At 72.6% G+C, this 13,308-nt stretch carries 11 protein-coding genes; 5 read left to right on the forward strand and 6 right to left on the reverse strand.

The features are described 5' to 3' along the window. The first annotated feature begins 96 nt into the window (after positions 1 to 96). Positions 97 to 1,992 carry an HSP90 family protein gene (locus tag OG622_RS15495; RefSeq protein ID WP_371576681.1) on the forward strand — a complete coding sequence of 632 codons (1,896 nt, stop codon included), beginning with the start codon at positions 97 to 99 and terminating at the stop codon, positions 1,990 to 1,992. Beyond that, entirely contained in the window at positions 1,989 to 4,952 is a 2,964-nt protein-coding gene (locus OG622_RS15500) for a tetratricopeptide repeat protein (protein WP_371576682.1), read from the forward strand. The genes OG622_RS15495 and OG622_RS15500 overlap by 4 nt, the downstream gene beginning before the upstream one ends. Positions 4,953 to 4,970: 18 nt before the next feature. Here the strand turns inward: OG622_RS15500 and OG622_RS15505 are convergent, their stop codons facing one another. Beyond that, on the reverse strand, positions 4,971 to 6,656 hold the full coding sequence (locus OG622_RS15505; protein ID WP_371576683.1) for a DAK2 domain-containing protein: 1,686 nt from the start codon (positions 6,654 to 6,656) through the stop codon (positions 4,971 to 4,973). 300 nt (positions 6,657 to 6,956) lie between these two features. Here OG622_RS15505 and rpmB point away from each other — a divergent pair, with 300 nt between their 5' ends. Continuing rightward, positions 6,957 to 7,142: a 50S ribosomal protein L28 gene (gene rpmB / locus OG622_RS15510; RefSeq protein WP_286064931.1), complete on the forward strand. Its 186-nt coding sequence runs from the start codon at positions 6,957 to 6,959 to the stop codon at positions 7,140 to 7,142. 107 nt (positions 7,143 to 7,249) lie between these two features. Here rpmB and thiD read toward each other — a convergent pair whose 3' ends face one another. Then, positions 7,250 to 8,083 (reverse strand): bifunctional hydroxymethylpyrimidine kinase/phosphomethylpyrimidine kinase, encoded by an 834-nt coding sequence (thiD, locus tag OG622_RS15515; protein ID WP_371576684.1) that lies wholly within the window; start codon positions 8,081 to 8,083, stop codon positions 7,250 to 7,252. Beyond that, positions 8,080 to 9,045, reverse strand: a complete 966-nt coding sequence (locus OG622_RS15520; protein WP_371576685.1) for a thiamine-phosphate kinase — start codon at positions 9,043 to 9,045, stop codon at positions 8,080 to 8,082. Before OG622_RS15520 ends, thiD begins: the two co-directional genes overlap by 4 nt. Before the next feature lie 218 nt (positions 9,046 to 9,263). Between OG622_RS15520 and OG622_RS15525 the strand changes: the two genes are divergently transcribed. Both OG622_RS15525 and OG622_RS15530 read left to right on the forward strand, forming a co-directional pair. Continuing rightward, positions 9,264 to 9,497 carry an Lrp/AsnC family transcriptional regulator gene (locus tag OG622_RS15525; RefSeq protein WP_005479877.1) on the forward strand — a complete coding sequence of 78 codons (234 nt, stop codon included), beginning with the start codon at positions 9,264 to 9,266 and terminating at the stop codon, positions 9,495 to 9,497. Positions 9,498 to 9,517: 20 nt separating this feature from the next. Then, positions 9,518 to 10,039 carry a DUF3515 family protein gene (locus OG622_RS15530; protein ID WP_371576686.1) on the forward strand — a complete coding sequence of 174 codons (522 nt, stop codon included), beginning with the start codon at positions 9,518 to 9,520 and terminating at the stop codon, positions 10,037 to 10,039. Positions 10,040 to 10,123: 84 nt separating this feature from the next. On the opposite strand, the gene OG622_RS15535 is transcribed toward OG622_RS15530, so the two are convergent. Genes OG622_RS15535 through OG622_RS15545 form a run of 3 tightly spaced genes read right to left on the reverse strand, consistent with a single transcriptional unit; the run spans position 10,124 to position 13,160 of the window. Then, complete coding sequence (locus OG622_RS15535) at positions 10,124 to 11,281, reverse strand: D-alanine--D-alanine ligase family protein (RefSeq protein ID WP_371576687.1); 1,158 nt, start codon at positions 11,279 to 11,281, stop codon at positions 10,124 to 10,126. Between the two features lie 59 nt (positions 11,282 to 11,340). Then, positions 11,341 to 12,351, reverse strand: coding sequence for an NAD(P)H-dependent glycerol-3-phosphate dehydrogenase (locus OG622_RS15540; protein ID WP_371576688.1), 1,011 nt, complete (start codon positions 12,349 to 12,351; stop codon positions 11,341 to 11,343). Then, on the reverse strand, positions 12,348 to 13,160 hold the full coding sequence (locus tag OG622_RS15545; RefSeq protein ID WP_371576689.1) for a lysophospholipid acyltransferase family protein: 813 nt from the start codon (positions 13,158 to 13,160) through the stop codon (positions 12,348 to 12,350). The genes OG622_RS15540 and OG622_RS15545 overlap by 4 nt, the downstream gene beginning before the upstream one ends. Between the last annotated feature and the right edge of the window lie 148 nt (positions 13,161 to 13,308).

Raw genomic sequence — 13,308 nt, forward strand, 5'->3', positions numbered from 1 at the left:
TACGGGCCCGGCCCGTCTCCGTCCGCGGTCACCGTCTCGCGGGACCGCCCGACCCCGCCGCCGTCGCCAGAATCCCATCCCACCGGCGCTGCGACGATGGATTCAATGACCTCACAGTCATCCCAGGCACCCCAGACTCCTCAGGCACCCCAGTCGCCTCATACGTTCCAGGTCGATCTGCGTGGCCTGGTGGATCTTCTCTCGCACCACCTCTATTCCAGTCCGAAGGTCTATCTGCGGGAGCTGCTGCAGAACGCCGTGGACGCGATCACCGCGCGCCGAGCCGAACAGCCGGACGCGCCCGCGCGGGTCCGGCTGTTCGCCGAGGGCGGCGCGCTGCGGGTGGAGGACTCGGGCATCGGTCTCACCGAATCCGATGTACACGACCTGCTCGCCACGATCGGGCGCAGTTCCAAGCGCGGCGACGGTGGCATTCAGGAGGTCCGCTCGGACTTTCTGGGGCAGTTCGGTATCGGGCTGCTCGCCTGTTTCGTGGTCGCCGAGCGGATCCGCGTCGTCAGCCGCAGTGCCCGTACACCGGACGCGCCGCCCGTGGAGTGGACGGCGGCCGACGACGGCTCGTACACCGTGCGGACACTGCCCGACGAGGCGCGTCCCGAGCCGGGCACGACCGTGCACCTGGTCGCGCGGCCCGGGGCGGCCGAATGGCTCTCCCCCGCGCGCGTGCTGACACTGGCACGGGACTTCGGGGCGCTGCTGCCGTACGACGTCCGGGTGGGCGACGAGGCCGTCACCGATCTGCCGGCGCCCTGGGACCGCGCGTACCCCTCCCCCGCCACCCGGCGGGTGGCCCTGGCCCGGCACTGTCACGACCTGTTCGGGTTCACCCCGCTGGAGTCCATAGAGCTGAACGTGCCGCTGGCCGGGATCCGGGGCGTGGCGTACGTCCTGCCGACCGCCGTCAGCCCGGCCCAGCGGGCGAGCCACCGGGTGCATCTGAAGGGCATGCTGCTCACCGAGCGGGCCGAACAGCTGTTGCCCGACTGGGCGTTCTTCGTGCGGTGCGTCCTCGACACGGACAGTCTGCGGCCCACCGCGTCGCGGGAGTCGCTGTACGAGGACGAGACCCTGGCGGCCGTGCGGGAGGCACTGGGCGAGCGGATCCGCGGCTGGCTCACCGGGCTCGCCGCCGGAGATCCGGAGCGGCTGGCCGCCTTCCTGTCGGTGCACTACCTGGGCGTGAAGTCCCTGGCGCGGCACGACAGGGAGATGCTGCGCACGATGCTGCCGTGGCTGCCCTTCGAGACGACCGACGGGCGGCTGTCCCTGGAGGAGTTCGCGCAGCGACACCCGGTGGTGCACTTCACGCGGACGGTCGAGGAGTACCGCCAGGTCGCGCCGATCGCGTCCGCGCAGGGCGTGGGGGTCGTCAACGGCGGCTACACGTACGACAGCGAGCTGGTCGAGGCGCTGCCGTCGGTACGTCCGGGGACGGTGGTCGCCGAGCTGGACGCCGAGACGGTGACCGCGCACCTGGACACGCTGGACCCGGACGAGGAACTGGCGCTGGCGGGCTTCCTGTCGGCCGCGCGGGCCAAACTCGACCCCTTGGGGTGCGATGTCGTGCTGCGGGCCTTCCATCCGCTCTCGGTGCCCGCGCTGCACCTGGACGACCGCTCCTCCCGGCACGAGCAGGCCCGCGCGGAGGCGCAGGAGCACGCCGACGATCTGTGGGCGGGCATCCTGGGCTCGCTGCGGGGCAGTGCCCCGCGCGCGCGGCTGGTGCTCAACCATCTCAACCCGCTGATCCGGCGGATCAGTTCCCTGTCCGACCGGGAGCTGATCGGCACGGCCACGGAGTCCCTGTACGGGCAGGCCCTGCTGATGGCCCAGCGGCCACTGAGACCCGCGGACTCGGCGCTCCTGAACCGCGCCTTCATCGGCCTGCTGGAGTGGGCCACGCACACCGAGCCCGGGTCGGGGCCCGGTTCCGGTTCCGGTTCGGGCTTCGGGGAGGACGGCCGCGGATGAACCACTTCACCGGCATCACAGATTTCGACGAACTGCGCCGGGCCATGGCGGAGAACTACGAGCAGCCGGAGGGCCCCGCACGCAACGCGCGCGCGGAGCTGCTGCTCGCGGAGGCCGAGAAGCTGAACGTGCCGCTCGCCGTGATCGAGGCGCTCGGGCACCAGCTGAAGGTCTACAACTACAGCTCCGAGAAGGACAAGATGTTCGTCCCCTTCGCGCGCCTGCTGCGCATGTGGGACGAGCGCCCGGAGGACTTCGACGAGTACGAGATCCACTCCCTGCACTGGGTGTTCAAGTGGATGTCGGCCGGCATGCTGAACCAGCCGCACGTCCCGCTCGCCTCCATCGAGAAGTGGCTCGGTGAGATGGAGCACCGCTACCGGCTCGCCGGGCACTCGGAACGGGCCGTGCGCAGCGCCGAGTTCAGTGTGGCCGCGCACATCGGCGACCTGGCGCGGGCCGAGCGGGCGTACGGGGCGTGGCTGGCCGCCGACCGGGACACGATGGCCGACTGTCACGCGTGCGAGCTGCACGGCCAGGGCTGGTGGCGGGCCCGGCGGCGTGAGGACGCCGACGCGCTGGAGCTGTGGGCGCCGGTGCTGGAGGGCGAGTACAGCTGCGCCCACGAGCCGCACACCGTCCTGGCGTCCTCCCTGGTGCCGCTGCTGCGCCTGGGGCGCCCCGACGAGGCGCGGGCCCACCATCTGCGCGGTTTCCGGCTGGTGCGGGCGATGGAGAGCATGCGGGGCGCGTACGCGGACCACGTGGAGTTCTGTGCCCTGACCGGCAACGAGGCGCGCGGCCTGGAGCTGCTGGCCGAGCGACCGGCGTACTTCACGGACTCCGGGGACCCGCGCAGCAAGCTGGACTTCATGAGCGCGGTGGCCCTGCTCATGGGCCGGCTGACCGCACGCGGGTTCACGGATCAAACGGTCCCCGGTCCCGCCGGGCGTACCTGGACCGCGGGCGAACTGGCCTCCCACGCGCGCGAGGAGGCCCTTTCCCTGGCCGCCCGCTTCGACGAGCGCAACGGCACGGCGTACGTCAGCACGCATGTCCGTGAGCGGATGGACCGGCCGCCGCTGCTGGACCGGCTGCCGCTGGGTGTGCGTTCGCATCGGACCGTCGTTCCGGTTCCCGCGCCCCGGCCGCCGGCCGCCGTGGAGCGGATGGGAACCGTCGCCGCCCCGGACGACCTGCCCGCTCTCCTCGCCGAGGCCCGGCGGCTGTCCGAGTCGCTGCATCCCGGTTCCGTCGGGGCCTGGGCTGCCGTGGCACGGGCCGCCCGGGCCGAGGGCGCGGAACTGGACGCCCGGGACCGCGCGGAGATCGTCGACCACGAGGCGATCGGCCTCGGGCCGGAGGGCCGCGCCCTCTTCGAACGCGCGGCCGAGCTGTACGAGGAGGCCGGCGACCCGGGCGAGGCGCTGGCGGCACGCGCGCGCGGGGCGAACGTCCATGCCCTGACGGGCCACGCGGATGCGGCCCTGGAGCTGATCTCCGAGCCGTACGAGCGGATCCTCGCCCTGTGGGCGGACGGCGGGACGGGTGTGCGGCAGACGGCGTCCGTGCTGGTGGGGCGGGCGCGGATACTCGTGCAGAGGATGCACGAGACGGAGGACGCCGACGCGGTGGCCCCGGCCGAGGCCGCCGTGCGCGAGCTGCGGGAGTTCGTCGAGCCGCGCCGCGCGGAAGACGTACGGCTGGCCTCGCGGGCCGCGGAGGCACGGGCGATGCTCGGGGAGCTGGCCGCGCGCGGCGGGGACGCCCAGGCCGCCGCCGGGCTGTTCGCGGAGGCCGCGGAGCGGTATGTGGCGGCCGGGCTGCCGTGGTTCGCGGCGCAGTACGAGTCACGGCTCGCCGGGGTCGCGCAACACCTCGGGGACCTGGAGACCGCCGAGCGGGCGGCCCGCGCGGCGCTGGAGCACGGCGGGTCGGATCTGGAGCCGGTCGGCCACGCCCAGCTGCACCTCCAGCTGGCCGAACTGCTCGGGGCCGGCGAGCGGGTGGAGCCGGCCTCCGAGCACGCCCTGGAGGCGGCGCACTGGGCCGACGAGGCGGGTGAGGGTCCGACGCTCGGTGCCTGGGCCCGGCATCTGCTCGGCGGGTTCCTGCTGCGGCTGGGGCGGTGGGCGGAGGCTGCCGAGGTGCTGGAGTCGGCGCTGCCGGATCTCACCACCGAGACGCACGGGGACGGGGCCGTCGCACAGACCCTATGGTGGCTCGGCGACTGCCACACCGAACTGGGTGAGCACCGCGAGGCCGCCGAACGGTGGCTGCGGGCCGCCGACATCGCCCGGCACTGGCCCGAGCAGCGCGACCACGCCATGCTCGCCCATCTCGCCGCGGAAGCCCTGGCCCGCGCGGGGCTGCCCGCGGAGGCCGACCGGGCGTACGCGCGTGCCGTCGACCTCTGGGGCGAGCTGGGGAACGTCCACGGGTATGTCAGGGCGCTGCGGGCGCGGGCCTGGTACGCGGCGCGGGAGAGCCGTGAGGGCGCGAGGCCCTCCGCTCCGGACGCGGCGCGGGAGCTGATGGGTGACGCGGTGGTGGGCTGCGAGGCGGCCCTGTCCGACGTGACCGGCGAGGAGAACCGGCGGCGGATCGTCGCGGAACTCGGGGAGACCTGCCGGCAGTTCGGCGACCTGCTCGCCCGCTCCGTGGCCGAGGACGCGGAACTCGCCTCCTTCGGTGCTGTCTTCGAGGAGGCGCTCGGCTTCGTCGAGCGGGCGGTCTCGGTGTACCACTCCCTCGGCACGGACTTCCTCGACGAGCGGACCGCCGCCGAACTCGCCGCGGGCTGGCTGGAGACCGACCTCCGGCGGGGTGCCGCGGCTGCGGGCCGGGCGCGGGGTGTGCTGTCCGCGTTCGCCGGGAGGGACGACGAGACGGCGCTCGCCCGGCGGGCGGAGGCGGAGCGGCTGCTGGAGGCGGCGGCGGAGGTGCGCGACGAGGGCTGAGTGGGGGCGGGGAGAGCCCTACTCGACGCCGATCAGCAGCAGGGCGCCCTGCCGCCCGCCCCGGTACACCACCGTGTCCACGGCCAGGTACTCCCGTACCCGTGTCTCCACATGGTCCACGACGTCGGCCGGGGCCTCGTCGCCCAGGACGAGGGTGACCATCTCGCCGCCTGCGGCCAGCATCCGGTCGACCACCGCGGCCGCGGTCAGGGTGACGTCGGAGCCGATGACGGCGACGTCGCCGTCGATGAGGCCGAGGACGTCGCCGGCCTGGCAGATACCGGCCATGGTCCAGGACTGGCGCTCGGCGATGACGACCTCGGCGTAGCGGGTGGCGCCGGCGGCGGAGGTCATGGAGACGACGTCCTCGTCGAAGCGGCGTTCGGGCTCGTGGACGGCGAGGGCGGCGATGCCCTGGACGGCCGAGCGGGTGGGGATGAGGGCGACCCGGACGCCCTCGGCACGGGCCTGCTCGGCGGCGGCCGCCGCCGTGTGGCGCAGGTCCGCGTCGTTGGGCAGCAGCACCACCTCGCGCGCGTGGGCACGCCGTACGGCCTCCACCAGCTCCCCGCTGGCGGGCGGCTCCCCGGGGCGGGCCAGGACCGTGGTCGCGCCGGCCTCGGCGTACAGCCCGGCCAGGCCCTCCCCCGGTACGACGGCCACGACGGCCCGCTGGGCGCGCTCGCGCGGCTGCCGCCCGGCCTCACCGGTCATGTGGGCGTCCTCGGCCCCGAAGTGCGTGATCCGGATCCGGTACGGCCGCCCGGCCTCGACGCCCGCCTCCACGGCGGCGCCGGCGTCGTCGACGTGCACATGGACGTTCCACAGGCCGTCCCCGCCGACCACCACGAGCGAGTCGCCGAGCGCGTCCAGCCGTCGCCGCAGGCGGGCCACGGCCGTGTCGTCCGCCTCCAGGAGGTAGATCACCTCGAAGGCGGGACCGCCCGCGCCGGGCCGGTCGTCCGCGCAGACCTCCGCGGCCTCCGCGACCTCGGCCACGCGCGCGTGCCCCCCGGCTACGACCACCGCCCTCGGCGCCTCCCCCGTGAACGTCTCCACCAGTGCCGCCAGCACCGCCACCAGGCCCCGTCCGCCCGCGTCCACGACGCCGGCGCGGGCCAGGGCGGCCAGTTGGCCGGGGGTCGCCGCCAGGGCCGTACCGGCGCCCTCGTAGGCGGCGCGGGCGATCGTGCCGCAGTCGCCCTCGGTGCCGGTGGCCGCGTCGGCCGCGGCGGAGGCGACCGTGAGGACGGTGCCCTCGACGGGGTGGGCGACGGCGTCACGGGCGGAGTCGGCGGCGTGCCGGAGGGCGAGGCGCAGGCCCCGGCCGTCGGTGTGGGCCGCCTCACCGTCGCCGGAGAGGATCTGGGCCATGCCCCGCAGAAGCTGGGCGAGGATCGTCCCGGAGTTCCCCCGGGCCCCGATCAGGGCCCCGTGCGCCATGGCCCGCACCGCCTCGGCGAGCGTGGGCTTGCCCACACCGGCCGTGGGGCCGGCGGCCTCGTGGCCCGCGAACACCGCCTCCACGGCCGCCGCGGCCGACTCCATCGTCAGGTACAGGTTCGTGCCGGTGTCGCCGTCGGCCACCGGGTACACGTTGATGGCGTCGATCTCCTCACGCGCGCGTCCCAGCGCCGCCAGCGCGAGTCCGCACCAGGTGCGTACCGCGAGAGCATCGAAGAATGTCTGCGGCACCTGCGGCACCTGCGCCTCCTTGAGCTGCGTGGCTGCTGGACGTGGGACCAGAGGGGACGCCGCACGTCGCACGCAGCGTAGACCCGCGGTGGTGACCGCGGGTAAGGGGGCCGGGACGAGGCCCGGACCAGCCATGGTAGTTTCGTTGTACCGAGGCAGTCGTTGTATGCTGCTCCGGTTGTCCGATACAGATCGACGATCCAATCGGACTCTCCCCCCGGCAACGCCACTCAGGTCCCAGTTACTGGGATCGTGATTCCGGCATGCCGGGATCAACCGTAAGAGCATCTGAAGTCTTTGGAGTGACCCGTGGCTGCCAACTGCGACGTCTGCGGCAAGGGGCCGGGCTTCGGCAACAGCATCTCGCACTCGCACCGCCGTACGTCCCGTCGCTGGAACCCGAACATCCAGCGCGTGCGTACCGTGGTCGGTGGGACGCCGAAGCGCGTGAACGCCTGCACCTCGTGCATCAAGGCCGGCAAGGTCTCGCGCTGACGCTCAGCCAGCGCGCGGCCACTGCTGGTTCGCTGCTCAGAGCCGGTCCACCGTAAGGTGGGCCGGCTTTTTGCCATGTCCGCCCACCGAGAGGTCGGCGACGCGCATCAGGCTGCCGGAGTACCCCGCGTGAGGGCCCACCCGTGCGCCACGGGGCCGATCCCCCCGCCGAGCGCGAACCCGGCGGCGATCGCCCCGGTGACGTACTCCTTGGCCGCCGCCACGGCCTCCGGCACGGTCCGTCCCTTCGCGAGGTACGAGGCGATCGCGGAGGCGAGGGTGCAGCCCGTGCCGTGCGTGTGCCGGTTGTCGTATCTGGGGGCCCGCAGCCAGTGTTCGTCGGACCCGTCGGTCAGCAGGTCGACGGCGTCTCCCGGGAGATGGCCGCCCTTGATCAGCGCCCATCGGGGCCCGTACGCCAGCAGGGCCTCGGCCGCCTCGCGCATCCCGGCCTCCGACCGGACCAGTACGCCGGTGAGCTGGGCGACCTCGTCGAGGTTGGGGGTCGCCACGGTCGCCACCGGCAGCAGGCGCGTCCGTACGGAGTCCAGCGCGGAGGCGGCGAGGAGCGGGTCGCCGTGCTTGGAGACGCCGACCGGGTCGACGACGACGGGAGCGTCCGTGGCGGCCAGCAACTCGGCGACGGTCTCGACGAGTTCGGCGGAGGCGAGCATGCCGGTCTTGACCGCCTGGACGCCGATGTCGTCGACGACACTGCGGTACTGGGCGCGCACGGCCTCCACGGGCAGTTCCCAAGCGCCCTGCACACCGACGGAGTTCTGCGCGGTGACGGCCGTGACGACGCTCATGCCGTGCACCCCGAGCGCCAGCATCGTCTTCAGGTCGGCCTGGATCCCGGCCCCGCCGCCGGAGTCGGACCCGGCCACGGTGAGCACCCTCGGAGGGGCACCCGCCGGGCCCGCGGCTCCGGACGCGCTCATGACTCGATGTCCCCGAAGTGGTCCCAGCCGCCCTTGCTGGTCCAGGGCGCCCCGTCCACGGTCACCTGGGGCAGCGCCGAGGGGTTGAGGACCTCACCGATCACCTTCCACCGCGCGGGCAGCTTCACGTCCGGCGGGAAGGTCGCCACTATCGCGTGGTCCTCGCCGCCGGTGAGCACCCACTGGAGGGGGTCGACGCCGACGGCCTGGCCGATGTCGTGCATCTGGGAGGGGATGTCGATCGCGCCGGAGCGGATGTCGATCCGGCACTTGCTCGCCTCGGCGATGTGCCCCAGGTCCGCGATCAGCCCGTCGCTCACGTCGCACATCGCGGTCGCGCCGAGGGAGGCGGCTGCCGGGCCCGCGTGGTATGGCGGCTCGGGACGCCGGTGGGCCTCCACGAAGGCGCGGGGCGAACGGAAGCCGCGGGAGAGCACCGCGTGCCCGGCGGCGGACCAGCCGAGCCAGCCGGTGACGGCCACGACATCCCCGGGTTGGGCGCCGCCCCTGATCACGGGCTCGTGGTTGCGCAGGTCGCCGAGGGCGGTGATCGAGATCATGATGGTGTCGCCGCGGACGACGTCACCGCCCACCACGGCCGCACCGGCGACCTGGCACTCGTCGCGCAGTCCGTCCATCAGCTCGGTGGCCCAGGTCACCGGGAGTTCGGCGGGCGCGACCAGGCCGAGGAGCAACGCGGTGGGCACGGCTCCCATGGCGGCGATGTCCGCGAGGTTCTGCGCGGCGGCCTTGCGCCCGACGTCGTACGCCGTGGACCAGTCGCGCCGGAAGTGCCGTCCCTCCAGGAGGATGTCGGTGCTCGCCACGACCCTGCGGTCCGGCGCCGCCACCACGGCGGCGTCGTCGCCGGGGCCGACCCGGACGGCCGGGGTGGTGGTGAGCCGGGAGGTGAGCTCCCTGATGAGCCCGAACTCCCCCAGCTCTCCCACGGTGCCCTTCATCGTCGTATCGCCCCTTCTCGTGCCGCTTCCAGTGTCAGTCGTGCCCGGTCGCGGGCCGTTGTCGTCCTCGGTACGGTCGAGTGGACCGTCAACTTCCGTCGTCCCCGCACCCCGGTGTGGGCGGCGCGGCCTCCACGGGTCTCCCCGCGGCGCGTGGCGACGCGATACCGTGGCGTTCCTTTTCCCCACATGATCCTCGTGGCCGCCCTGGAGGTTCCGTGGTACAGGCGTACATCCTGATCCAGACGGAGGTCGGCAAGGCGTCGACCGTCGCCGACACGATCAGCAAGCTCCCTGGGGTCGTCCAGGCCGAGGACGTGACGGGTCCGTACGACGTCATCGTGCGCGCCCAGGCCGACACCGTCGACGACCTCGGCCGACTGGTGGTCGCCAAGGTCCAGCAAGTGGACGGCATCACCCGCACCCTGACCTGCCCGGTCGTGCACCTGTAGCCCCCGTCTACCCTTGGCCGGTGAACTCGTTCCGTCACCGGCGCCCCACTCGCCTCGGGCTGCCCGTCCTGGCCGTGTCGTTGATCGCCGTCGCGGGCTGCTCCTCAGCAGACGACGGCGGCTCGGCGGCGGTTCCCAGCGCTGGGGCCGCCGCCGTGAAACTGTGCCGGAACCTGGACGAGGTGTTGCCGCGAAAGGTGGACGGTCTCGGCCGCCAGGATCCGCAGCCGGCCTCCGAGCTGACGGCGGGCTGGGGTGACGCGGTGATCATACTGCGCTGTGGTGTCCCTCAGCCGCCCAAGATGATCGACCCCGGGGTGGCCGAGGGACGCGATGCCGATGCCGTGGCCGGGGCCGTCGACGGGGTGGACTGGCTGATGGAGAAGCGGGACGACGGGTCGTACCGCTTCACCACCGCGAACCGCTCCGCGTATGTGGAGGTTTCGGTGCCGGCGGATCGGGCCGCGGAGGACACCTCGCCGATCCTTGTCGGGCTGGCGCCCGCCATCAAGAAGGCGGTTCCCGAGGGGGTCGCCTCCTGAGGGAGTGCCTCGGAAGGCCGTCGGGAGACCGCGAGTCCGTCGTGGCTGGTCGCGCGGTTCCCCGCGCCCCCTACGGGGCGCCCCTCAGCGAAGACCTGTGGAGCGGTGCAGCGCCGCCTGGATCAGGCGGTCCACCAGCTCCGGGTATGCGATACCGCTCGCCTTCCACATCGCCGGGTACATCGAGATCGGGGTGAAGCCGGGCAAGGTGTTGATCTCGTTGATCACGAACTCGCCGTCCTCCGTGAGGAAGAAGTCCGCGCGGACCAGGCCCTCGCAGGACGCCGCGTCGAAGGCGTCGACGGCGAGCTTCTGGACCTCGGCGGTCTCCTCCGGGGTCAGCGGGGCCGGGACGATGCCGGGCGTCGAGTCGATGTACTTGGCCTCGAAGTCGTAGTACGCGTGGGCCTCGGGCGGCGGGATCTCGGCGGGGACGGAGGCGCGGGGGCCGTCCTCGAACTCCAGGACGCCGCACTCGATCTCCCGGCCGCGCAGGGCCGCCTCCACGAGGATCTTCGGGTCGTGGCGCTGGGCCTCGGCGATCGCCTCGTCGAGACCGGCGAGGTCGTCGACCTTCGTGATGCCGATGGAGGAGCCCGCGCGGGCGGGCTTCACGAAGAGGGGCCAACCATGCTCACCGGCGAGGTCGATGATCTTCTTGCGGGCGGCGGCCTCGTCCAGCTGCCACTCGCGCGGCCGGATCACCACGTACGGGCCGACCTTGAGCCCGAAGGAGGTGAACACCCGCTTCATGTACTCCTTGTCCTGGCCGACGGCCGAGGCGAGGACACCCGAGCCGACGTACGGGACACCGGAGAGCTCCAGCATGCCCTGGAGGGTGCCGTCCTCGCCGTACGGGCCGTGCAGGACGGGGAAGACGACGTCGACCTCGCCGAGCGCCTTGGGCACCGAACCGGGCTCGCTGTAGACGACTTCGCGGTTGGCGGGGTCGACGGGGAGCACGACGCCGCCCTCCCGCGACTCGGCGAGCTCCTCGACGCTCGGCGTGCGACGGTCGGTGATCGCCATGCGGTCCGGTTCGTCGGCGGTGAGGAACCAGCTGCCTTCCCGGGAGATGCCGATCGGCAGGACGTCGTACTTCGTCCGGTCGATGGCCCGCAGGACGGCGCCGGCGGTGACCACGGAGATCCCGTGTTCCGAGCTGCGACCGCCGAAGACGACGGCCACGCGCGGCTTGCGGGACGGCTGCTCAGGGCTCTGGGGAAGGTTCTCGCTGCTCATATCGCGTTGAGAGTACCCGTTGGTAGTGCGCCAGTCAGTGCCCATCCTGTCGCTTTCGCTCAGCGTCGCTCAGGCTTGGCGCTGCGCGACATCATCTCCTTGAGGGCGACGACCGGCGGCTTGCCGTCGTGGACGATGTCGACGACCGTCTCCGTGATGGGCATGTCGACGCCGTGCCGGCGCCCCAAGTCCAGTACGGACTCACAGGACTTGACGCCCTCGGCGGTCTGCCTGGTGACCGCGATGGTCTCCTGCAGGGTCATGCCCCTGCCGAGGTTGGTGCCGAAGGTGTGGTTGCGGGAGAGCGGCGAGGAGCAGGTGGCCACCAGGTCGCCGAGGCCCGCGAGTCCGGCGAAGGTGAGCGGGTCGGCGCCCATCGCGAGGCCGAGGCGGGTCGTCTCGGCGAGACCGCGTGTGATGAGCGATCCCTTGGCGTTGTCGCCGAGGCCCATGCCGTCCGCGATGCCGACGGCGAGACCGATCACGTTCTTCACCGCGCCGCCCAGCTCGCATCCGACGACGTCGGTGTTGGTGTACGGGCGGAAGTACGGGGTGTGGCAGGCGGCCTGGAGCCGCTGGGCGACGGCCTCGTCGGTGCAGGCGACCACGGAGGCGGCCGGCATCCGGGAGGCGATCTCACGCGCCAGGTTGGGCCCGGTGACAACGGCGATCCGGTCCTGCCCGACCTTGGCGACGTCCTCGATCACCTCGCTCATCCGCATGGCGGAACCGAGTTCGACGCCTTTCATCAGCGAGACGAGGATGGTGTCGGGGGCCAGCAGCCCGGTCCAGTCGGCGAGGTTGGCGCGCAGGGTCTGGGACGGTACGGACAGAACCGTGAAGTCGGCGTCGGCGGCGGCCTCGGCCGGGTCCGTGGTGGCCCGCACGTTCTGCGGGAGCTCCAGACCCGGCAGGTAGTCGGTGTTGAACCGGGTGGAGTTGATCGCCTCCGCGACCTCCGCGCGGCGCGCCCACAGAGTGACCTCGCACCCGGCGTCGGCGAGCACCGTACCGAAGGCCGTGCCCCACGAACCGGCGCTGAACACCGCCGCCTTGACCGGCTTGCTCACTTGCCCTGCCCCTCTTCCTGACGTCGCTGTCCCCGCAGTGCTCCATTGTGCTGCCCGGGCCGCCGGTGCTCGACCGCCGAGGCGCTCCTGCGCCGCTGATCGATCCGCTCCCGCTTCGGGTCGTACGGCGTCCCGGGCGCCTTCTCGCCGCGGATCTCCTCCAGCTGGTGGGTGACGGCGGCCATGATGACCTCCGTCGCGTCCTTCAGCAGGTCCGGGCTCATCTCCTGGCCGTAGAAGCGCGTGAGGTCCACGGGCGGTCCCGCGAGCACGTGGTGGGTCTTGCGCGGCAGGAGGCTGGGCTTCTTGGCGTACGGCGGCAGCAGTTCGTTGGCGCCCCACTGCGCGACCGGGATCACCGGGCACCTGGTCTGCAGGGCGACCCGTGCGGCACCGGTCTTGCCGGTCATGGGCCAGCCGTCCGGGTCGCGGGTGAGGGTGCCCTCGGGGTAGAAGGCGACGCACTCGCCGCGCTCCACGGCGTCGATCGCGGCCCGGAAGGCGCTCAGCGCGTCGGTGCTCTCGCGATAGACGGGGATCTGTCCGGTGCCCCGCATGATGGCGCCGATGAATCCCTTGCCGAAGAGACCGCTCTTCGCGAGAAATCGCGGAACCCGGCCGCTGTTGTACTGATAATGGGCGTACGCAAAGGGATCGACATGCGAATTGTGGTTCACGGCGGTGATAAATCCGCCCTCGGTCGGAATGTTCTCCATTCCACGCCAGTCCCGCTTGATCAGCACCACCAGGGGCGGTTTGGCGATCACCGCGGCGAGGCGGTACCAGAAGCCGATTCTCCGGCGGGGCACGCGGACACCTTCCTCTAGGACTTCCCAGGGCCCGTTCCGGGGGCCCGGAGCCGCACAAGTGTCGCCCCGGGCTGCCGGTCTGTCGAGAACACCGTACGCCCCGCCCTGTGGCCGCCCATTGCGCCCAGGTGACAATGGCGGCGACAAG

This window comes from Streptomyces sp. NBC_01314, assembly GCF_041435215.1.
Lineage (GTDB): Bacteria > Actinomycetota > Actinomycetes > Streptomycetales > Streptomycetaceae > Streptomyces.